Source organism: Enterobacter sp. 168J2 (assembly GCF_034107265.1).
Lineage (GTDB): Bacteria > Pseudomonadota > Gammaproteobacteria > Enterobacterales > Enterobacteriaceae > Enterobacter > Enterobacter nematophilus.
The window spans coordinates 141,194-163,211 of sequence record NZ_JAWNEB010000004.1; the positions used below are offsets into that span (position 1 = coordinate 141,194).

Genomic DNA, 22,018 nt, shown 5'->3' on the forward strand with positions numbered 1-22,018 from the left:
TTAACAGCTTTCCCGCAGGCACAGGCTGGACGCGATGGTTTTTTGGTCGCGCCAGTCTCCGTCATTCAGACGTTCCAGTAGCGCTTTTCCTGCCTCAATCCCAATCTTACGATGCGGTACCGCCATCGTCGTCAGCGGCGGCTGGCAAACGCGGCTTACGTCGCTATCGCCAAAGCCCACCACTGCCAAATCGTCCGGCACTTTAATGCGTCGACGCTGACATTCATACAGCGCGCCGCAGGCCAGCTCGTCTGATACGCACACCAGCGCATCCAGCTCCGGCCACGCCAGCAGGAACTCTGGCAGCTGTGCCGCGCCGGTCGAGAAGCTCGGCGGCATCGCCGCGTTAATCACCCGGTTCGGCGACAGATGATGGCGCAGCATCGCCTTGTACCAGCCCTGCAAATGCTGCTGGAAAATCCACTGCTCCTGGTTAGCACACAGCAGGCCGATATTCTGGTAGCCGCGCCTGATCACCATTTCCGTTAGCTCGTACATGGCCGCCACGTTATCGATCCCTATATTCATATCGATCGGATCGGCGCGCATGGCACCCATCTCCATCACCGGAATCGAGGCGTTTTTCAGCCAGTGGCGAACGGTGTCGGTGTGCTCGACGCTGAGCAAAATCGCGGCGGCGATATTCGACGCCAGCAGCGTTTCGAGCAGCTTCTCTTCCTGCTCAAGCCGATGCTGGGACTCAGCCAGCATGATCTGGTATCCGGCGGGCTGCAGCACCTGCTGCAGGCCGGCAAACATCTCTGAACAACCGGCTTCGGAAAGGTTGGGAACAACCATCGCTATCGTCCATGACGACGCGGATGCCAGTGCGCTGGCGGCGAGATTGGGCATATAGCCCAGCTCCTGCACCGCAGCTTCAATTTTTTCACGCAGTTTATCGGAAACCTGTTCAGGCGTGCGGAGCGCACGGGAGACGGTCATCGTGCCGACTCCGGCAAGCTGTGCGACATCAGCGAGCGTGACTTTTCCGGTACTGCGCCGTTTTCGGGTTAAAGACATACACCTTCCTGCTGACCAGACGCGTTCTTTTTTCCTTCATTTCAGATGACAGGCAGTATACGCCTTAAATCCCTTTTTTTGCTGTGATTTCACACGATGATGATAATTTGATAGCGCTATCACACTTCTGCATGTTAGTAATTGGTAGCGCTATCTTTGTGATCGCGATCGCAGTCAATGATTGATGGGTTGAATAAAGTTTGCCCATCTTTAGCGTTTGGCGGGAGGGAAAATGCTCAAAAAGTGGATATATGATACAACCATCACGCTGCAGGATAGCGTTGAAAGCTGGCCACAGGCGCTGGAGATATGCGCGAAACCGCTGCTGGATCTGCAGGTTATTGCACCGGAATACGTGACGGCAATCATCCAGCAGCACCACACGTTAGGACCCTATTATGTGCTGGCACCAGGGCTAGCCATGCCGCATGCGCGGCCGGAGGAAGGCGCCAAAGGACTGGGCTTGTCATTACTAAAACTAAAACAGGGCGTCTCGTTTGGTGCCGGAGAGTTTGACCCTGTCGATCTGATTATTATGCTTGTGGCACCGGATAAACATAGCCATATCGAAATGATATCCGCGCTCGCTGAATTATTTTCCAGCGACGAGGAGATGGAAAAATTACATCAGGCGAATACCCTGGAGGACATTAAAACCATTATTGACCGCTTCTGATTTAATTCTTTAATCCGATTATTCACAACATTACGCGCCAGCGTGATGGGGCGTGCTCTACTCAAAATAAGGGGACAACAATGAAAATCATGGCTATTTGCGGTTCTGGCTTGGGCAGCAGTTTTATGGTCGAAATGAACATTAAAAAAGTGCTTAAAAAGCTGGACATCGAGGCCGAAGTTGAACACTCCGATCTCTCCTCCGCCACGCCGGGCGCGGCGGACCTGTTCGTGATGGCGAAAGACATTGCGGCCAGCGCCAGCGTGCCGGAAAGCCAGCTGGTGGTGATCAACAACATCATTGATATCAACGAACTTGAAGCGCAGCTGCGCGCCTGGTTCGACAGACAATAACCCTGATAAGGCGAGGTGGATATGTTTATCCTTGAAACGCTGAATTTCGTTGTCGATATTTTAAAAGTCCCTTCGATACTGGTGGGGTTAATTGCATTAATTGGTCTGGTCGCGCAGAAAAAAGCGTTTTCTGATGTCGTAAAAGGCACCATTAAAACGATTCTCGGCTTTATTGTACTGGGCGGTGGCGCCACGGTGCTGGTGGGGTCGTTAAACCCGCTAGGCGGCATGTTTGAGCACGCCTTTAATATCCAGGGCATTATTCCAAACAATGAAGCGATTGTGTCAATTGCGCTGGAAAAATACGGTGCCTCGACCGCGCTGATCATGGCCTTCGGCATGGTCGCGAATATTGTCGTCGCTCGCTTTACCCGCCTGAAGTACATCTTCCTGACCGGGCACCACACCTTCTACATGGCGTGCATGATTGGCGTGATCCTGACGGTAGCGGGCTTTGAAGGGGTGGGGCTGGTATTTACCGGCTCGCTGATCCTCGGCCTGATTATGGCCTTCTTCCCGGCCATTGCGCAGCGCTACATGAAGCGCATTACCGGTAACGATGAAATTGCTTTTGGCCACTTCGGGACGCTGGGCTACGTGCTGTCCGGCTGGATTGGCAGCAAGGTCGGCAAAGGCTCCCGCTCAACCGAAGAGATGAACCTGCCGAAGAACCTGAGCTTCCTGCGCGACTCTTCGATCTCCATCTCCCTGACCATGATGATTATCTACCTGATCATGGCGGTGAGCGCCGGACGCGAGTACGTCGAGGCGACCTTCAGCGGCGGCCAGAACTACCTGGTATACGCCATCATCATGGCGATCACCTTCGCGGCGGGCGTATTCATCATCCTGCAGGGCGTGCGCCTGATTCTGGCGGAAATCGTCCCGGCCTTTACCGGCTTCTCGGAAAAGCTGGTGCCGAACGCGCGTCCCGCGCTGGACTGCCCGGTGGTCTACCCGTATGCGCCAAACGCGGTGCTGATTGGCTTCCTGTTCAGCTTCCTGGGTGGGATTGTGGGGTTAATCATCTGCGGCCAGTTCAACTGGGTGCTGATCCTGCCGGGCGTGGTCCCGCACTTCTTCACCGGTGCGACGGCGGGCGTGTTCGGTAACGCCACCGGCGGACGCCGCGGGGCAATGATAGGCGCCTTCGCCAACGGCCTGCTGATCACCTTCCTGCCGGTTCTGCTGCTGCCGGTACTGGGCGCGATTGGCTTTGCTAACACCACCTTCTCGGATGCCGACTTCGGCGCGGTCGGGATTGTGCTGGGTAACCTGGCGCGCTTCCTGTCACCGCTCGCCATCACCGGGCTGGTTGTGGCGCTGTTCGCGCTGCTGGTGGCGTACAACCTCTTCGCGAAAAACAAACCTGCCGGCGGTAACGCGCAGGAAAATACCGGAGCCAAATCATGAATGAGAACGAGATAACTGAACTGGCGCGTCAGATCCGCCTTGAGACGCTGAAATCGCTAACGCAGCTGGGCTTTGGGCATTACGGCGGCAGCATGTCGGTGGTCGAAACCCTGGCCGTGCTGTACGGCGCGGTGATGAAGATCGACCCGGCGGATCCGGACTGGCCAGAGCGCGACTATTTTGTGCTTTCAAAGGGCCATGCGGGGCCGGCGCTCTACAGCACCCTGGCGATTAAGGGCTACTTCCCGATGGCGGAGCTGAGCACCCTGAACCAGAACGGCACGCGTCTGCCTAGCCACCCGGACCGCCTGAAAACGCGCGGCGTGGACGCCACCACCGGCTCGCTCGGGCAGGGAATTTCCATCGCTGGCGGCATGGCGCTGTCGCACAGGCTAGCAGGGCGACCGAATCGGGTCTTCTGCATCGTCGGCGACGGCGAGCTGAACGAGGGACAGTGCTGGGAGGCCTTCCAGTTTATTGCCCACCATCGCCTGAATAACCTGACGGTGTTCGTCGACTGGAACAAACAGCAGCTCGACGGCGAGCTGGACGAGATCGTCTGCGCGTTCGACCTGGAAGGGAAATTCCGCGCCTTTGGCTTTGATGTGATGACGGTGAAGGGGGATGACGTTCCGGCGCTGCTGGAGGTGACCTCGAGGGTACCGGAGGCCGATGCGCGTCCGCGGGTGGTGATCCTCGACAGCGTTAAAGGGCAGGGGGTGCCGTACCTGGAACAGCTCAGCAACTCGCACCACCTGCGTTTGACCGCGGAGAGCAAAGCGGCCCTCAACGAGACGATTCGCCAACTGGAGGCTTCACATGATTAAGGTTGCACCGGCAGGACAGAAAGACGCCGTTGAGATGCGTAAGGTCTACGCGGGCTTTGTGGCAAAGCAGATTGAGGCCGGCAGTGAGATTATTGCCCTGGAAGCGGACCTGATGAGCTCAATGGCGATGGACGGCGTGGCGCGCGATTATCCGCAGCACGTGATTAACTGCGGCATTATGGAGGCCAACGTCATCGGCACCGCGGCGGGGCTGTCGCTCACTGGCCGTAAGCCGTTCGTGCACACCTTCACCGCGTTTGCAAGCCGCCGCTGCTTCGACCAGCTGTTTATGTCCCTGGACTACCAGCGCAACAACGTGAAGGTGATTGCCTCAGACGCGGGCGTGACGGCCTGCCACAACGGCGGGACGCACATGTCGTTCGAAGATATGGGCATCGTGCGCGGTCTGGCACATTCGGTAGTGCTGGAAGTCACCGACGTGGTGATGTTCGAGGACGTGCTGCGCCAGCTTATCGATCTGGAAGGCTTCTACTGGGTGCGGACCATTCGGAAACAGGCACCGAGCGTGTATGAACCGGGCTCAACCTTCACCATTGGCAAAGGCAACGTGCTGCGCGAAGGAAGCGATATCACGCTAATTGCCAACGGCATCATGGTGGCGGAAGCGCTGGAAGCGGCGCGCCAGCTTGAGCAGGAGGGGGTCAGCGCGGCGGTCATCGACATGTTTACCCTGAAGCCTATCGACAGAATGCTGGTGAAAAACTACGCCGAGAAAACCGGGCGCATCGTCACCTGCGAAAACCACAGCATTCACAACGGCCTCGGGTCAGCGGTGGCGGAAGTGCTGGTGGAGACCTGCCCGGTGCCGATGCGTCGCGTGGGCGTGAAGGAGCGTTACGGCCAGGTGGGGACGCAGGAGTTCCTGCAGAAGGAGTATGGCCTGACGGCGCACGATATTGTGTCGGCGGCGAGAGAGCTGCTGTAAATAAAAAAGGCGACCGGTTAAGTGGTCGCCTTTTTGTTGCCCGGTGGCGCTAGCGACACCGGGCTTTTTAACATTACTGCTGCTGCGAAGACTGAATCGCCGTTAGTGCGATGGTGTAGACGATATCGTCAACCAGCGCGCCGCGGGACAGGTCGTTCACAGGTTTGCGCATACCCTGCAGCATTGGCCCGATGGAGATCAGGTCTGCTGAACGCTGTACCGCTTTGTAGGTGGTGTTACCGGTGTTCAGATCCGGGAAGATGAACACGGTCGCACGGCCTGCAACCGGCGAGTTCGGCGCTTTGGATTTCGCAACGTCAGCCATGACCGCGGCGTCGTACTGCAGCGGGCCGTCGATCATCAGATCGGGACGTTTTTCCTGCGCAATACGTGTCGCTTCACGCACTTTCTCTACGTCGCTACCTGCACCAGAGGTGCCGGTAGAGTAGGAGAGCATCGCTACGCGCGGCTCGATACCGAAAGCGGTCGCGGAGTCTGCGGACTGGATAGCGATCTCAGCCAGCTGTTCTGCGGTAGGATCCGGGTTGATTGCGCAGTCGCCGTAAACGTAAACCTGTTCAGGCAGCAGCATGAAGAACACGGAGGAGACCAGCGAGCTGCCCGGTGCCGTTTTGATCAGCTGCAGCGGTGGGCGGATGGTGTTCGCGGTGGTGTGAACCGCACCGGAAACCAGACCGTCAACTTCGTCCTGCTCCAGCATCAGCGTGCCCAGCACCACGTTGTCTTCCAGCTGCTCGCGCGCAACGGCTTCGGTCATGCCTTTGTTCTTACGCAGCTCAACCAGACGGGCAACGTAGCTTTCGCGAACCACTTCAGGGTCAACGATTTCGATACCTGTGCCCAGCTCAACGCCCTGAGACGCCGCTACGCGGTTGATCTCATCCGGGTTACCCAACAGCACGCAGGTCGCGATGCCGCGCTCTGCACAGATGGCCGCCGCTTTAACGGTACGTGGTTCGTCGCCTTCTGGCAGCACAACGCGTTTGCCCGCTTTACGCGCCAGCTCGGTCAGCTGGTAACGGAAGGCCGGTGGCGACAGACGACGGCTGCGCTCGGAGGTGGCAGTCAGGGATTCGATCCAGTCTGCGTTGATGTAGCCCGCAACGTATTCCTGAACTTTCTCGATACGCTCGTGGTCATCAACCGGCACTTCCAGGTTGAAGCTCTGCAGGCTCAGGGAGGTCTGCCAGGTGTTGGTGTTCACCATGAAGACCGGCAGGCCGGTTGCGAACGCGCGTTCGCACAGCTTGCTGACGCGTGGGTCCATCTCGTAGGCTCCGGTCAGCAGGATGGCGCCAATTTCCACGCCGTTCATCGCCGCCAGGCACGCTGCAACCAGCACGTCAGGACGGTCTGCGGAGGTGACCAGCAGGGAGCCTGCGCGGAAGTGTTCCAGCATGTGCGGAATGCTGCGCGCACAGAAGGTCACGGACTTCACGCGGCGGGTGTTGATGTCGCCTTCGTTAACGATGGTAGCGTTCAGGTGACGCGCCATATCGATTGCACGGGTGGCAATCAGATCGAAGCTCCATGGCACCGCGCCGAGTACCGGCAGCGGGCTGGATTCCTGCAGCTTAGCCGGGTCAACTTTGATGACTTTCGCTTTGGAAGAGTCATCGAAGATTTCGGACAGGTCAGGACGCGTACGGCCCTGCTCATCCACAGGCGCGTTCAGCTTGTTGACGATCACGCCGGTGATGTTGGTGTTTTTCGCGCCGCCGAAGCTGCTGCGCGTCAGTTCGATGCGCTCGTTCAGCTGCTCAGGGGTATCAGTGCCCTGAGACATCACGAAAACGATCTCTGCGTTCAGGGTTTTCGCGATTTCAAAGTTCAGAGACTGGGCAAACTGGTGTTTGCGGGTTGGGACCAGACCTTCAACCAGCACCACTTCCGCGTCCTGCGCGTTAGCGTGGTAGTTAGCGATGATCTCTTCCATCAGCACATCTTTCTGGTTGCTGGAGAGCAGAGACTCAACGTGGCTCATCTTCAGCGGTTCAGCCGCTGGCAGATTGGAGTTTTTACGAACGATGGTGGTGGTCTGGTCTGGCGCATCGCCACCGGCACGTGGCTGGGCGATAGGCTTAAAGACGCTCAGACGAACGCCTTTGCGTTCCATAGCACGGATCACGCCAAGGCTGACGCTGGTCAGGCCGACGCTGGTTCCGGTAGGGATCAGCATAATAGTACGGGACACGGTTTATCCTCTTTCGTTACCGCCGCGTTGGGCGGGTTACAAAACAGCACCGCCAGCATTGCTGGCGGTGTGGAATCAGGCAGTCAGGCGGTGCGCGTCTTGCGCGATGACCAGCTCTTCGTTAGTTGGGATAACGATAGCAGGACGGGTGCCTTCTTTGTTGATGAAACCAGACTTGCCGAAGCGAGCAGCCAGGTTACGCTCGTGATCAACGTCGAAGCCCAGAACGCCCAGTTTGCCCAGGGACAGTTCACGAACCATTGCCGCGTTCTCACCGATGCCACCGGTGAAGATAACCGCGTCCAGACGACCGTCCATCAGCGCAGTGTAAGAACCGATGTACTTCGCCAGACGGTGGCAGTAAACGTCCATTGCACGTTTAGCGTCTGCTTTTTCTGCGTAGTTGTCTTCAACGTAACGGCAGTCGCTGGTGACTTCGGTCAGACCCAGCAGGCCAGACTCTTTAGTCAGCATTTTGTTGATGTCGTCAACGCTCATGCCCAGGGTGTCGTGCAGGTGGAAGATGATCGCCGGATCGATGTCACCGGAACGGGTACCCATCACCAGACCTTCCAGCGGGGTCAGACCCATGGAGGTATCAACACATTTACCGTTGCGGATAGCAGAAACAGAACCACCGTTGCCCAGATGGCAGGTGATGATGTTCACTTCTTCAACAGGTTTGTTCAGGATTTTCGCGGCTTCCTGAGTCACATAGAAGTGGCTGGTGCCGTGCGCGCCGTAACGACGTACGCCGTGCTCTTTGTACAGGCTGTACGGCAGGGCATAGAGGTAAGACTCTTCCGGCATGGTCTGGTGGAACGCGGTGTCGAATACGGCCACGTTTTTGTCTTTCAGATTCGGGAAGGACTTCAGCGCTTCAGCGATACCGATCAGGTGCGCCGGGTTGTGCAGCGGTGCGAAGGATGCAGAGTCTTTGATGCCCTGAATCACTGATTCGTCGATCACAACGGAGCTGGTGTATTTTTCGCCGCCGTGGACGATACGGTGACCAATCGCAGTCAGCTGAGCAGACAGTTCTGGTTTTTGTGCCAGAATAGTGTTAACGATAAAGTTCAGCGCTTCACTGTGAGCGGCGCCTGCACCTAAAGCCGCTTCTTGTTTGCTGCCGTCCATCTTCCACTTGATACGTGCTTCAGGCAGATGGAAACATTCGGCCAAACCAGAGAGGTACTCGTCACCGTTGAGCGCATCGATGATGGCGAATTTCAGTGAGGAGCTACCGCAGTTCAGAACCAGTACTAACTTACTCGACATGGAAGTACCTATTATTGATACGTGGCTAAAAAAACGTCAGTGAGTCTAACAGCGTAACGCATGATGACTCAGACATTTATGATTAACATCATGGCAAACGAACATTCTGGCATGATGAAAGAAATAACTATGATTTTATGCCATTTTGCACAATTTTCAGCCAATGGCATAATATGCGATAATTTGACGAGTTAATGCTTCTCGTCTACGGCCCTATCAGGCTGGCACAGGATACCCGATACGGGGTAGCGATGACAAAATATTTTGAACGTTGTCATAGCCTGTTGTGGTTTTGCACAAAAATTTTAATTTTTATATGTGAAGTTGAGGTACAGCCATGTCGACACCCGAAATCCCGTCCGTGAACTTTTTCAGTCTGTTTCGTCGGGGACAGCATTACGCAAAGACGTGGCCAATGGAAAAGCGCCTTGCGCCAATGTTTATTGAGAATCGCACTATCCGCGCCACGCGCTATGCGATTCGCTTTATGCCCCCCGTCGCCATCTTTACCCTGTGCTGGCAAATCGCCCTCGGTGGACAGCTTGGCCCTGCCGTCGCGACGGCGCTCTTCGCGTTAAGCCTGCCGATGCAGGGGCTGTGGTGGTTAGGCAAACGCTCCATTACGCCGCTTCCGCCTTCTATTTTACACTGGTTTTATGAAGTGCGTGGAAAACTGGAGGAGGCCGGGCAGGCGCTGGCCCCGGTTGAAGGCAAGCCGGATTACCAGGCGCTGGCGGACACGTTAAAGCGTGCTTTTAAGCAGCTGGATAAAACATTCCTCGATGACTTGTGATTGATCATCGAAACGACTAACAAAAGAAGGCACAGTAACACACCGTTACCGTGTCTTTTTTTTACAGTGCAATGCGCTACAGGAGTCGAAAGATGGAAATGACCCATGCTCAACGTCTGATTTTGTCTAACCAGTACAAGATGATGACTATGCTTGATCCCGATAACGCTGCGCGCTACAGCCGCCTGCAGACCATCGTCGAACGTGGGTTTGGTTTGCAAATGCGCGAACTGGACCGCGAGTTTGGCGAGCTGAAAGAAGAAACCTGCCGCATCGTGATCGACATTATGGAGATGTATCACGCCCTGCATGTGTCCTGGACGAATCTCAAAGACCAGCAGACCATTGACGAACGTCGTGTGACCTTCCTAGGCTTTGACGCAGCGACGGAAGCGCGCTATCTGAGCTATGTTCGCTTTATGGTGAACACCGAGGGGCGTTATACCCACTTTGATGCGGGCACCCACGGCTTCAACGCGCAGACCCCAATGTGGGACAAATACCAGCGCATGCTGAGCGCGTGGCACGCCTGCCCGCGTCAGTACCATTTAAGTAGCAACGAAATTCAACAAATCATTAATGCCTGACGGAGGTGCGTGTGCAGTGTAAAGGTTTTCTGTTTGATCTGGACGGTACGCTGGTGGATTCACTGCCGGTTGTGGAGCGCTCGTGGTGCCACTGGGCCGACCGGCACGGCATCGACCACCAGGACGTGCTGAATTTTATCCATGGCAAACAGGCCATTACCTCATTGCGGCACTTCTTAGCGGAGCGTTCTGAGGAAGAGATCCAGGCGGAGTTCAAATACCTGGAGCAGATTGAGGCCACCGACACCGAGGGCATTACCGCGCTGCCGGGGGCGCGCGAACTGCTTGAGCATCTGAACGAAGCGCAGATCCCGTGGGCTATCGTCACCTCCGGCTCTGTTCCGGTCGCTCATGCCCGCCATAAGGCGGCCGGCTTACCGAAGCCAGAGGTATTCATTACGGCTGAGCGCGTCAAACGCGGCAAGCCGGAGCCGGATGCCTTTCTGCTTGGTGCAGAAATGCTGGGCTTCGCGCCTGCAGAGTGCGTGGTGGTGGAAGATGCGGCCGCTGGCGTGATGGCCGGGCTGAACGCCGGTAGCCACGTCATTGCCGTAAACGTTCCGGCGGGGTCCCCACGCCTGGACGAGGCGGATTTTGTGATTCATTCCCTGGCGGCGCTGGCGGTGTCAAAAGCGCCCGACGGAGTTGTAACCGTCTCGCTAAAAATGTAATCCCATGATATAGCCCCACGCTGCTGGGGCTTTTTTATGGCAAAATTTCTCATCTTCCACTGACAAGGATAGGTTGTGAACGGTGAACTGATCTGGGTTCTGAGCCTGCTTTTAATCGCCATTATTCTCTTCGCCACAGGCAAGGTGCGCATGGATGCCGTCGCCCTGTTTGTCATCGTCGCGTTTGCGCTGAGCGGCACGCTCACGCTACCGGAAGCCTTCTCCGGGTTCAGCGACCCCAACGTTATCCTGATTGCCGCCCTGTTTATCATCGGCGACGGCCTTGTGCGCACCGGCGTGGCGACCATCATGGGCGCGTGGCTGGTCAAGGTGGCCGGCAGCAGTGAAACCAAGATGCTGATCTACCTGATGCTGACGGTCGCCGGTCTGGGAGCGTTTATGAGCTCAACGGGCGTGGTCGCCATTTTTATCCCGGTGGTGCTGAGCGTCTCCATGCGGATGCAGAGCTCGCCGTCGCGCCTGATGATGCCCCTGAGCTTTGCCGGTTTGATCAGCGGTATGATGACGCTGGTGGCGACGCCGCCGAACCTGGTCGTCAACAGCGAGCTGCTTCGGGAAGGATTTCAGGGCTTCAGCTTTTTCAGCGTCACCCCGCTTGGGCTGGTGATTCTGGCGATGGGCGTGGTCTACATGCTGCTGACCCGTTTTGCCCTGAAGGGCGACAAGCAGGATAAGAACAAAGAGGGGTGGAAGCGACGCACCTTCCGCGATCTGATCAAAGAGTACCGCCTCACCGGGCGGGCGCGCCGCCTGGCCATTCGCCCCGGCTCGCCGCTGATCGGCCAGCGGCTTGATGACCTGAAGCTGCGCGAGCGTTATGGCGCGAACGTGATCGGCGTAGAGCGCTGGCGCCGTTTTCGCCGGGTAATCGTCAACGTTAACGGGGTGTCGGAATTCCGCGCGCGAGACGTCCTGCTGATCGATATGTCTACCGCCGAGGTGGATCTGCGCGAGTTCTGCAGCGAACAGCAGCTGGAGCCGATGGTATTGCGCGGGGAGTATTTCTCCGACCAGGCGCTGGATGTGGGTATGGCCGAAGTGTCTCTGATACCGGAATCGGAACTGTTGGGTAAAACCGTGCGTGAAATGGGGTTCCGTACCCGATATGGCCTGAACGTTGTTGGGCTGAAGCGCGATGGCGTAGCGATGGAAGGGGCCGTCGTCGATGAGCCGATCCTGCTGGGCGATATCTTTCTCGTCGTCGGTAACTGGAAGCTAATCAGCCAGCTCGGGCAAAAAGGGCGCGATTTTGTGGTGCTTAACATGCCGGTCGAGGAGAGCGACGCCTCCCCGGCGCACAGCCAGGCACCCCACGCGATTTTCTGTCTGGTGTTGATGGTGGCGCTGATGCTGACCGATGAAATCCCCAATCCGGTCGCAGCAATCATCGCTTGCCTGCTGATGGGGAAATTCCGCTGCATAGACGCCGAAAGCGCGTATAAAGCCATTCACTGGCCGAGCATTATTCTTATCGTCGGGATGATGCCCTTTGCCCTGGCGCTGCAAAAAAACGGCGGGGTGGATCTGATCGTAAAAGGCTTGATGGACGTGGGCGGTGGGTATGGACCGTACATGATGATGGTCTGTCTGTTTGTCATGTGCGCCACGATAGGGTTGTTTATCTCGAACACCGCGACGGCGGTGCTTATGGCGCCTATTGCGCTGGCGATGGCGAAATCAATGGGCGTGTCGCCGTACCCGTTTGCGATGATGGTCGCGATGGCGGCGTCCGCGGCGTTTATGACGCCGGTTTCATCGCCGGTGAACACGCTGGTGCTGGGGCCGGGGAATTATAAGTTCAGCGATTTCGTGAAGCTGGGCGTGCCGTTCACCGTGCTGGTGATGGTGGTGTGCGTGGTGTTAATTCCGGTTTTATTCCCGTTTTAAGCGTGAGCGCAGAAGCGCTGGCCGGGTAAGGCGAAGTCGCCACCCGGCGAAAAATTACAACGGTGAATCCTGGCTAATCTCATCCAGCGATAGATGGAAGCTCGGCACAAATACCTGCATGAAATAGTCCATCTCTTCGCTGCGGCGGGATTCCAGCGTTTTTTCCAGGCGCGTTTTCGCCAGTAAAAACTCATTATTGCCCGCAGACAGCTCTTCCAGACACTTCAGATAGGCGCACAGCGCGTCGGCCTGCTTGACCAGCGACTTTTCATCTTCCGTATACTGATGCTCGTCGATGAGCGGTTCAAAGATATCGCGCAGCTCTTCGGGCACCATCTCGATAAGCTTTTGCTGGGCAATCTTCTCGATAGCCTTATATTCCTGAGCAATCTGCGAATTGAAATATTTCACCGGCGTAGGCAGGTCTCCGGTCAGCACCTCTGATGCGTCGTGGTACATCGCCAGCAGCGCGATGCGCTCGGCATTCACCTGCCCGTTAAATTTGCGATTCTTAATGGCAGCCAGCGCATGAGCGACCATGGCAACCTGCAGGCTGTGCTCAGATACGTTCTCTGTACGCACGTTGCGCATCAGCGGCCAGCGGTTGATCAGTTTCAGGCGGGAGAGGTGGGCAAAGAAATGGCTCTGACTCATAGGTTACCTTTTGTCTTTACTGCGACAGGAATTCATTGTGCGGGGAGGGGAGGGAAGATGCAAATCAGGCTACCGAAGTAGCCTGATTTTTAAGATTACTGATGGTATCCAGAGAGGAATCGCCCAAAGCGGCTGATGGCCATTTCGAGATCGTCTTCGCGCGGCAGGGTCACGATACGCACGTGGTCCGGCCACGGCCAGTTAAACGCCGTCCCCTGAACCAGCAGCACTTTTTCCTGCAGCAGGAAATCGAGCACCATTTTCTGATCGTCGTGGATATTGAAGCGCTTCGCGTCAATTTTCGGGAACATATACAGCGCCCCGTTCGGCTTCACGCAGGAGACGCCCGGGATATCGTTGATCAGTTCCCATGCGCGGTTACGCTGCTCGTACAGACGACCGCCAGGGACGATAAACTCGCTGATGCTCTGGTAGCCGCCCAGCGCCGTCTGGATCGCGTGCTGCGCGGGCACGTTGGCGCAAAGACGCATCGACGCCAGCATCTCAAGCCCTTCAATATAGCCTTTCGCGTGTTTTTTCGGGCCGTTCAGCACCATCCAGCCCTGACGGAAACCGGCCACGCGGTAGGTTTTAGACAGGCCGTTGAAGGTGACGGTCAGCAGATCCGGGGCCAGCGCGGCGATAGAGTGGTGCTGAGCCGCGTCATACAGGATCTTGTCGTAGATTTCGTCAGCGAAGATGATCAGGTTGTGCTGGCGGGCGATCTCCACGATCTCCAGCAGCAGCTCTTTTGAATAGACCGCGCCCGTCGGGTTGTTCGGGTTTATGATCACAATCCCACGCGTGCGAGGCGTGATTTTCGCGCGAATGTCATCCAGATCCGGGAACCAGTCAGAGGATTCGTCGCAAAGATAATGTACCGCTTTACCGCTGGAGAGCGATACGGCAGCGGTCCACAGCGGGTAATCCGGTGCGGGAACCAGCATTTCGTCACCGCTATTCAGCAGCGCCTGCATGGCCTGAACGATCAGTTCGGAGACGCCGTTGCCGATATAGATATCTTCGACGGTAACGTCACGCATACCGCGCGCCTGGTAGTGCTGCATAATGGCTTTACGGGCGGAGTAAAGTCCCTTTGAGTCACAATAGCCTTGTGCCGTAGGCAGGTTGCGGATCACATCAACCAGAATTTCATCCGGCGCTTCAAAACCAAATGGCGCGGGGTTACCAATATTGAGCTTCAGAACCTTGTTGCCTTCTTCTTCAAGGCGTTTTGCCTCTTTCAGAACCGGGCCACGGATGTCATAACAGACGTTATCAAGCTTGCTGGATTTTTCGATAGGGGACATGAACCTTTAACCTTTTCGCTATTATTGCCGCTCCCTGCCGTGGAAGTCAGCACGGAATAATGTACTCCCCCCTCGCTTCGTTTTGAAGGGTGTGCAGTAGAAGATTTTGTGCTTACTGCGAAATTGTGATGAATCTTTTTTACTATTGACTGACGCTTTTACTGCCTTAACGTAACGCGCAAACCATAAGTAAAGGTTAATTGTGCTGCATATTTCTATGAAATATGTATATTGTTCTGCTGTAAAATAAAAGGCGTGCAGACAACAAGCAGAAGTCACGCTGGGTGACTTTTCGTAAAACCTGAGTGTTGAAGGGGTCTTGCAGTAATAGCCCGGAGCGGCTAAAAGTTAATCATGTGAAATTAATGTTAAGTGTTATTAATGAATGGCCATAATCTAAATTAAAATTTATTTATTATTAACCAACAAAATGCAACTTTAGTTAATTCTAATAAAATTAGTTTAGAAGCTTAACAAACCCCTTTAATCCTGAATATTGCAATAAGACTTATAAATAAAGTGGATTTGGGTTAAGATGTCTATAAGGAAAGCAGTAGGAAGATGCAGTGATTTTGCATATTTGAAACTGATTTTCCGATTTAATTGATTGTTATTGTTGGAGTTATCTCTGGCTGGAATGTGTCAAACATCTCCTGCTACGTTGACAGCGCTGCGAAAAAGATGGCAGAAAAAGTGTTACGCCTTTAATGTAATTTACATAACCCTGCGAACATCTAAATATCCTGAACGTTTAAGAGAATAAAAATAACGTCATGAAACGTGCTTTCTGACTGTTGATATAAAGCAGCACAATAACTATCTGTCAGGCAGTCTGCCGGGCCGGGATGCGAGGGAAAACCTTCAGAAGGAATTGCTTAACTGTTACACACAGCTTCAACCCGGGCAGCTCCGCACGAGCAACCTGAAAGTGAATAGATATGATAAATGCAAATCGTCCGATAATGAATCTCGACCTCGATCTGCTGAGAACGTTTGTTGCGGTCGCCGATCTCAACACTTTTGCAGCAGCTGCTGCCGCCGTCTGCCGAACTCAGTCCGCCGTTAGCCAGCAAATGCAGCGGCTGGAGCAACTGGTTGGGAAAGAGCTTTTTGCCCGTCACGGGCGCAATAAGCTCTTAACGGAACACGGTATTCAGCTACTGGGTTATGCCAGGAAAATTCTTCGCTTTAATGATGAAGCATGTATGTCATTAATGTTTAGCAACCTTCAGGGGGTGTTAACCTTAGGGGCATCTGATGAGTCAGCGGATACTATATTGCCGTTTCTTCTCAATCGAATTAGCTCGGTTTATCCGAAGCTTGCGCTGGATGTAAGCGTAAAACGTAACGCCTTTATGGTTGAGATGTTAAATGAGAACAAGGTCGACCTTGTGGTTACGACGCATCGTCCCGGGCAGTTTGATTGTCTGACCTTGCGCACATCGCCAACGCACTGGTATTGCGCGGCGGAATATGTGCTGCAAAAAGGGGAACCCGTACCGCTGGTTTTACTGGACGATCCGAGTCCTTTCCGCGATATGGTGCTGACGACGTTAAATGAAGCCAACATTCCGTGGCGTCTGGCCTATGTAGCGTCCACGCTGCCCGCAGTGCGTGCCGCCGTGAAAGCGGGTCTTGGCGTAACGGCCCGTCCGGTAGAGATGATGAGCCCTGATTTACGCGTTCTCGGTAAATCTGATGGTCTCCCCGCGCTGCCGGATACCGAGTATCTGCTTTGCCATAACGCGTCCAGTCATAACGAGCTGGCGAAGGTGGTGTTTGAGGCGATGGAAAATTACCATAACCCATGGCAGTTCGAGCATGTTACCTCCGAAGGGGGGGATGATTCCCTGATCGTTGAAGGTGACTTTGAGTGATCAAAAGCTCAAAATTCTGGTAACAAATTGTAAGTGTAAAAAAAAGCCACTCGTGCCGTTTTCGCACGCAGTGGCTTTTTTTTGCCAATATTATCCTCGCTCGTTACAAGGTTTTCATAAATAAATCATACATATCAATGGGGTAAATGCATCTGCTCAAATGCTGTTCACTTTCTGTTCTAACTTCATCCATAACCCTTTGATGTTAAAAAAGCAGCAAATATGTTGCCGGTTTTTTGGGTGAATTAACAAAAGCGTGTCTCAGATCAAGAAAATACTCCTATTTGGGGGGAGGAATCGTTGGCAAATCCTGTCAAAATAGGAGGGTTATTTTTTTTACTTCCAAAACGGACACGATTCAACAACACGCATTTGACGAAAAGTCAGGTAACCACCAGGGTTAAAGGGCACCAAATGTTAATGAGAATCGCTCGATGTAATTTAATGTGAAGAAACCTTTGTTAAAGTTGACAAAAGGTTATAGAAAGGAGTAAAAAACCCCATCATTTTGCTGTCTACGTCCCATTTCTGACAGTTAGTGTAAGGTTATTTGTTCCTCCCCATGAATCGATGTGATGCCTATCTGCCAGCAAGAGCAGTGTCATCGGTATCACTTTTGATGAGTAAGCAATGAGTATGTCAACATCCACAGAAGTCATCGCTCATCACTGGGCATTCGCAATCTTTCTTATTGTAGCCATTGGCCTGTGCTGCCTGATGTTAGTCGGCGGCTGGTTCCTGGGCGGTCGCGCCCGTGCAAGGCACAAAAACACACCTTTCGAATCAGGTATTGATTCAGTAGGTTCCGCTCGCTTACGCCTGTCTGCCAAGTTTTACCTGGTAGCGATGTTCTTCGTCATCTTCGACGTGGAAGCGCTCTACCTGTTCGCGTGGTCGACCTCCATTCGCGAAAGTGGTTGGGTGGGCTTTGTCGAGGCCGCAATTTTCATTTTAGTGCTACTGGCCGGTCTGGTTTATCTGGTGCGTATTGGCGCGCTTGACTGGACGCCTGCGCGTTCACGTCGTGAACACATCAACCCGGAAAACAGTATCTCTAATCGTCAGCAGTAACAGCGAGGCAATAAGATGGATTATACGCTCACCCGCATAGATCCTAACGGTGAGAATGACCGTTACCCCCTGCAAAAACAGGAGATCGTAACCGACCCCCTGGAGCAAGAAGTCAACAAAAGCGTGTACATGGGCAAACTCGAACATGCCATGCACGATATGGTCAACTGGGGTCGTAAGAACTCCATCTGGCCATACAACTTTGGCCTTTCTTGCTGCTACGTTGAAATGGTGACGTCATTCACTGCGGTGCATGACGTTGCGCGTTTTGGGGCCGAGGTACTGCGTGCTTCCCCGCGTCAGGCTGACCTGATGGTGGTGGCCGGTACCTGCTTTACCAAGATGGCACCTGTTATTCAGCGTCTGTATGACCAGATGCTGGAGCCAAAATGGGTTATTTCCATGGGCGCATGTGCAAACTCTGGCGGTATGTACGACATTTATTCCGTTGTGCAGGGCGTTGATAAGTTCATTCCGGTGGATGTTTACATCCCGGGCTGCCCGCCGCGTCCAGAAGCCTATATGCAGGCGCTGATGCTGCTGCAGGAGTCTATCGGTAAAGAACGTCGCCCACTCTCATGGGTTGTTGGCGATCAGGGTGTCTATCGCGCGAACATGCAGTCCGAGCGCGAGCGTAAACGTGGTGAACGTATTGCCGTCACCAACCTGCGTACGCCTGACGAAATTTAATTTGCGCCTGTAGGCCTGGAGAAAACCTTCGCATATCACTACTCAAATAGCGCGAAGCCAGGCTTAACAGTCACCACGGACCATTTGCAATGGTGAACAATATGACCGACTTAACCGCGCAAGAAGCCGCCTGGCAGACCCGGGATCATCTTGATGACCCCGTCATTGGCGAACTGCGCAACCGTTTTGGGCCGGATGCCTTTACCGTTCAGGCGACCCGCACCGGGGTACCCGTTGTTTGGGTGAAGCGTGAACAATTGCTGGAAGTTGTCGATTTCCTCAAGAAATTGCCAAAACCTTACGTCATGCTGTTTGACTTACACGGCATGGACGAACGTCTGCGTACTCACCGCCAGGGCCTCCCTGCTGCGGATTTTTCCGTTTTCTACCACCTGATCTCAATAGACCGCAACACGGATATCATGCTCAAGGTGGCATTGTCTGAAAACGATATGCATCTGCCGACGATCACCAAACTTTTCCCGAACGCCAACTGGTACGAGCGTGAAACCTGGGAAATGTTCGGCATGACCTTCGACGGCCACCCGCACCTGACGCGCATCATGATGCCGCAGACCTGGACCGGCCACCCGCTGCGTAAAGACTACCCGGCACGTGCGACTGAATTCGATCCGTTTGAGCTGACCAAAGCCAAGCAGGATCTGGAGATGGAAGCGCTGACCTTCAAGCCGGAGGACTGGGGCATGAAGCGCGGTACCGAAAACGAGGACTTCATGTTCCTCAACCTCGGTCCGAACCACCCGTCTGCGCACGGTGCATTCCGTATTATTCTTCAGCTTGATGGCGAAGAGATTGTCGACTGCGTCCCTGACATCGGTTACCACCACCGCGGTGCTGAGAAGATGGGCGAGCGTCAGTCCTGGCACAGCTACATTCCGTATACCGACCGTATCGAGTACCTCGGCGGCTGCGTAAACGAAATGCCATACGTGCTGGCCGTTGAGAAACTGGCAGGCATCACCGTACCGGATCGCGTTAACGTGATTCGCGTTATGCTGTCAGAACTGTTCCGCATCAACAGCCACCTGCTGTACATCTCCACGTTCATTCAGGACGTCGGCGCGATGACCCCGGTCTTCTTCGCCTTTACCGATCGTCAAAAAATCTACGATCTGGTGGAAGCGATTACCGGTTTCCGTATGCACCCGGCATGGTTCCGTATCGGCGGCGTGGCGCACGATCTGCCGCGCGGCTGGGACCGCCTGCTGCGTGAGTTCCTCGACTGGATGCCGAAACGTCTGGCCTCTTACGAGAAAGCCGCTCTGCGCAACACCATCCTGAAAGGCCGTTCCCAGGGCGTTGCTGCCTACGGCGCGAAAGAAGCGCTGGAGTGGGGTACTACAGGTGCTGGCCTGCGCGCGACCGGTATTGATTTCGACGTGCGTAAAGCCCGTCCTTACTCTGGCTACGAGAACTTCGACTTTGAAGTCCCGGTTGGCGGCGGCGTGTCCGACTGCTACACCCGCGTGATGCTGAAAGTGGAAGAGCTGCGCCAGAGTCTGCGCATCCTTGAGCAGTGCCTCAACAACATGCCGGAAGGCCCGTTCAAAGCGGATCACCCGCTGACCACGCCGCCGCCGAAAGAGCGCACGCTGCAGCATATCGAAACCCTGATCACCCACTTCCTGCAGGTTTCCTGGGGCCCGGTCATGCCGGCGCAAGAATCCTTCCAGATGATTGAAGCGACCAAGGGTATTAACAGTTACTACCTGACCAGCGACGGCAGCACCATGAGCTACCGTACCCGCGTGCGTACGCCGAGCTTTGCGCACCTGCAGCAGATCCCGTCCGCCATCCGCGGCAGTCTGGTCTCCGACCTGATTGTGTATCTGGGTAGTATCGATTTTGTTATGTCAGATGTGGACCGCTAATTATGCACGAGAATCAACAACCACAAACCGAGGCTTTTGAGCTGAGTGAAGCAGAGCGTGCCGCGATTGAGCACGAGATGCACCACTACGAAGACCCGCGTGCGGCGTCCATTGAAGCGCTGAAAATCGTACAGAAACAGCGTGGTTGGGTGCCGGATGGGGCGATCTATGCGATCGCGAAAGTGCTGGGTATTCCGGCCAGTGACGTAGAGGGCGTAGCCACGTTCTACAGCCAGATCTTCCGTCAGCCGGTAGGCCGCCATGTGATCCGCTACTGTGACAGCGTTGTCTGCCACATCACCGGCTATCAGGGCATTCAGGCTGCGATTGAGAAGAAGCTCAATATCAAGCCGGGCCAGACCACGTTCGATGGACGCTTTACTCTGCTGCCAACCTGCTGCCTGGGTAACTGCGACAAGGGGCCGACCATGATGATTGATGAGGACACTCACAGCCATCTGACGCCGGAAGCGATTCCTGACCTGCTGGAGCAGTACAAATGAAAACTGTAATTCGTACTGCTGAGACGCATCCGCTGACCTGGCGTCTGCGCGATGACAAACAGCCGGTATGGCTTGACGAATACCAGAGCAAAAACGGCTATGCCGGTGCGCGTAAAGCCCTTGGCGGCATGGCACCGGACGACATCGTTAACGCGGTAAAAGATTCCGGCCTGAAAGGGCGCGGCGGTGCGGGCTTCTCCACCGGCCTGAAGTGGAGCCTGATGCCGAAAGACGAATCCATGAACATCCGTTACCTGCTGTGTAACGCCGATGAAATGGAGCCGGGCACCTATAAAGACCGCCTGCTGATGGAACAACTGCCGCACCTGCTGGTGGAAGGCATGCTGATCTCCGCGTTTGCGCTGAAAGCGTACCGTGGCTACATCTTCCTGCGCGGTGAGTACATCGAAGCGGCAGAAAACCTGCGTCGCGCGATTGCCGAAGCGACAGAAGCGGGCCTGCTGGGTAAAAACATCCTGGGCACCGGCTTTGACTTCGAACTGTTCGTGCACACCGGCGCCGGTCGTTACATCTGCGGTGAAGAAACCGCGCTGATTAACTCCCTTGAAGGCCGCCGTGCGAACCCGCGTTCCAAGCCACCGTTCCCGGCAAGCTCCGGCGTCTGGGGTAAACCGACCTGCGTCAACAACGTCGAAACCCTGTGTAACGTCCCGGCTATCCTCGCGAACGGCGTGGAGTGGTATCAGGGCATTTCCTCAAGCAAAGATGCCGGTACCAAGCTGATGGGCTTCTCCGGTCGCGTGAAGAATCCTGGCGTCTGGGAACTGCCGTTCGGTACCACCGCACGTGAAATTCTTGAAGACTACGCCGGCGGCATGCGCGATGGCCTGAAATTCAAAGCCTGGCAGCCGGGTGGGGCAGGGACGGACTTCCTGACCGAAGCCCACCTTGACCTGCCGATGGAATTCGAAAGCATTGGTAAAGCAGGCAGCCGTCTGGGTACGGCGCTGGCGATGGCCGTCGACCACGAGATCGGCATGGTCTCGCTGGTGCGTAACCTGGAAGAATTCTTTGCTCGCGAGTCCTGCGGCTGGTGTACACCGTGCCGTGACGGTCTGCCGTGGAGCGTGAAGATCCTGCGCGCTATCGAGCGTGGCGAAGGCCAGCCGGGCGATATCGAGACGCTTGAGCAACTGTGTCGATTCTTAGGGCCAGGCAAAACCTTCTGCGCCCACGCACCGGGTGCCGTCGAGCCGCTGCAGAGCGCGATTAAATATTTCCGCGACGAATTCGAAGCAGGCATCAAGCAGCCGTTCAGCAATACCCATTCAATCAATGGTATTCAGCCGAACCTGCTGAAAGCGCGCTGGTAA

The 22,018-nt window shown here is 55.1% G+C and carries 20 protein-coding genes; 15 read left to right on the forward strand and 5 right to left on the reverse strand.

The genetic code is table 11. The features are described from left to right. The gene (locus USG84_RS13065) at window positions 1–1,020 is read right to left on the reverse strand and encodes a LacI family DNA-binding transcriptional regulator (RefSeq protein ID WP_028013946.1); all 1,020 of its coding nucleotides are present in this window, start codon (window positions 1,018–1,020) and stop codon (window positions 1–3) included. A 232-nt stretch (window positions 1,021–1,252) separates the two neighbouring features. Between USG84_RS13065 and USG84_RS13070 the strand changes: the two genes are divergently transcribed. The 5 genes from USG84_RS13070 to USG84_RS13090 all read left to right on the forward strand — a co-directional run bounded on the left by USG84_RS13070 (window position 1,253) and on the right by USG84_RS13090 (window position 5,235). Continuing rightward, window positions 1,253–1,696 carry a PTS sugar transporter subunit IIA gene (locus USG84_RS13070; RefSeq protein ID WP_151413958.1) on the forward strand — a complete coding sequence of 148 codons (444 nt, stop codon included), beginning with the start codon at window positions 1,253–1,255 and terminating at the stop codon, window positions 1,694–1,696. 80 nt (window positions 1,697–1,776) lie between these two features. Further along, window positions 1,777–2,049, forward strand: a complete 273-nt coding sequence (locus USG84_RS13075; RefSeq protein ID WP_041908914.1) for a PTS sugar transporter subunit IIB — start codon at window positions 1,777–1,779, stop codon at window positions 2,047–2,049. Between the two features lie 21 nt (window positions 2,050–2,070). Next, window positions 2,071–3,462 (forward strand): PTS ascorbate transporter subunit IIC, encoded by a 1,392-nt coding sequence (locus tag USG84_RS13080; RefSeq protein ID WP_151413959.1) that lies wholly within the window; start codon window positions 2,071–2,073, stop codon window positions 3,460–3,462. Beyond that, window positions 3,459–4,289: a transketolase gene (locus tag USG84_RS13085; RefSeq protein ID WP_253542853.1), complete on the forward strand. Its 831-nt coding sequence runs from the start codon at window positions 3,459–3,461 to the stop codon at window positions 4,287–4,289. The genes USG84_RS13080 and USG84_RS13085 overlap by 4 nt, the downstream gene beginning before the upstream one ends. Further along, on the forward strand, window positions 4,282–5,235 hold the full coding sequence (locus USG84_RS13090) for a transketolase family protein (protein WP_151413960.1): 954 nt from the start codon (window positions 4,282–4,284) through the stop codon (window positions 5,233–5,235). Before USG84_RS13085 ends, USG84_RS13090 begins: the two co-directional genes overlap by 8 nt. 73 nt (window positions 5,236–5,308) lie before the next feature. Here USG84_RS13090 and pta read toward each other — a convergent pair whose 3' ends face one another. Both pta and ackA read right to left on the reverse strand, forming a co-directional pair. Then, entirely contained in the window at window positions 5,309–7,450 is a 2,142-nt protein-coding gene (gene pta, locus USG84_RS13095; protein ID WP_266178685.1) for a phosphate acetyltransferase, read from the reverse strand. 75 nt (window positions 7,451–7,525) lie between these two features. Then, window positions 7,526–8,728 (reverse strand): acetate kinase, encoded by a 1,203-nt coding sequence (ackA, locus tag USG84_RS13100; protein ID WP_061097538.1) that lies wholly within the window; start codon window positions 8,726–8,728, stop codon window positions 7,526–7,528. A 337-nt stretch (window positions 8,729–9,065) separates the two neighbouring features. Here ackA and yfbV point away from each other — a divergent pair, with 337 nt between their 5' ends. The 4 genes from yfbV to USG84_RS13120 all read left to right on the forward strand — a co-directional run bounded on the left by yfbV (window position 9,066) and on the right by USG84_RS13120 (window position 12,687). Beyond that, entirely contained in the window at window positions 9,066–9,521 is a 456-nt protein-coding gene (gene yfbV, locus USG84_RS13105) for a terminus macrodomain insulation protein YfbV (protein ID WP_061097539.1), read from the forward strand. A gap of 92 nt (window positions 9,522–9,613) precedes the next feature. Next, window positions 9,614–10,108, forward strand: a complete 495-nt coding sequence (locus tag USG84_RS13110; RefSeq protein ID WP_003861461.1) for a YfbU family protein — start codon at window positions 9,614–9,616, stop codon at window positions 10,106–10,108. Window positions 10,109–10,119: 11 nt separating this feature from the next. Continuing rightward, window positions 10,120–10,779, forward strand: coding sequence for a sugar phosphatase (locus tag USG84_RS13115; protein WP_151413961.1), 660 nt, complete (start codon window positions 10,120–10,122; stop codon window positions 10,777–10,779). 75 nt (window positions 10,780–10,854) lie between these two features. After that, window positions 10,855–12,687: an SLC13 family permease gene (locus USG84_RS13120; protein WP_320738305.1), complete on the forward strand. Its 1,833-nt coding sequence runs from the start codon at window positions 10,855–10,857 to the stop codon at window positions 12,685–12,687. A gap of 54 nt (window positions 12,688–12,741) precedes the next feature. On the opposite strand, the gene yfbR is transcribed toward USG84_RS13120, so the two are convergent. Further along, window positions 12,742–13,341, reverse strand: coding sequence for a 5'-deoxynucleotidase (gene yfbR, locus USG84_RS13125; RefSeq protein ID WP_028013935.1), 600 nt, complete (start codon window positions 13,339–13,341; stop codon window positions 12,742–12,744). Between the two features lie 95 nt (window positions 13,342–13,436). After that, complete coding sequence (alaA, locus tag USG84_RS13130) at window positions 13,437–14,651, reverse strand: alanine transaminase AlaA (protein WP_061097542.1); 1,215 nt, start codon at window positions 14,649–14,651, stop codon at window positions 13,437–13,439. 938 nt (window positions 14,652–15,589) lie between these two features. Between alaA and lrhA the strand changes: the two genes are divergently transcribed. The 6 genes from lrhA (at window position 15,590) to nuoF (ending at window position 22,018) form a co-directional block, all read left to right on the forward strand. Next, complete coding sequence (gene lrhA / locus USG84_RS13135) at window positions 15,590–16,528, forward strand: transcriptional regulator LrhA (protein WP_253542844.1); 939 nt, start codon at window positions 15,590–15,592, stop codon at window positions 16,526–16,528. A 630-nt stretch (window positions 16,529–17,158) separates the two neighbouring features. Beyond that, window positions 17,159–17,599, forward strand: a complete 441-nt coding sequence (gene nuoA / locus USG84_RS13140) for an NADH-quinone oxidoreductase subunit NuoA (protein ID WP_014171000.1) — start codon at window positions 17,159–17,161, stop codon at window positions 17,597–17,599. Window positions 17,600–17,614: 15 nt separating this feature from the next. Then, entirely contained in the window at window positions 17,615–18,289 is a 675-nt protein-coding gene (gene nuoB / locus USG84_RS13145) for an NADH-quinone oxidoreductase subunit NuoB (RefSeq protein WP_003861482.1), read from the forward strand. An 89-nt stretch (window positions 18,290–18,378) separates the two neighbouring features. After that, window positions 18,379–20,181 (forward strand): NADH-quinone oxidoreductase subunit C/D, encoded by a 1,803-nt coding sequence (gene nuoC / locus USG84_RS13150; protein ID WP_028013933.1) that lies wholly within the window; start codon window positions 18,379–18,381, stop codon window positions 20,179–20,181. A 2-nt stretch (window positions 20,182–20,183) separates the two neighbouring features. Beyond that, window positions 20,184–20,684, forward strand: coding sequence for an NADH-quinone oxidoreductase subunit NuoE (gene nuoE / locus USG84_RS13155; RefSeq protein WP_008500208.1), 501 nt, complete (start codon window positions 20,184–20,186; stop codon window positions 20,682–20,684). Continuing rightward, window positions 20,681–22,018 carry an NADH-quinone oxidoreductase subunit NuoF gene (nuoF, locus tag USG84_RS13160; RefSeq protein ID WP_006811381.1) on the forward strand — a complete coding sequence of 446 codons (1,338 nt, stop codon included), beginning with the start codon at window positions 20,681–20,683 and terminating at the stop codon, window positions 22,016–22,018. Before nuoE ends, nuoF begins: the two co-directional genes overlap by 4 nt.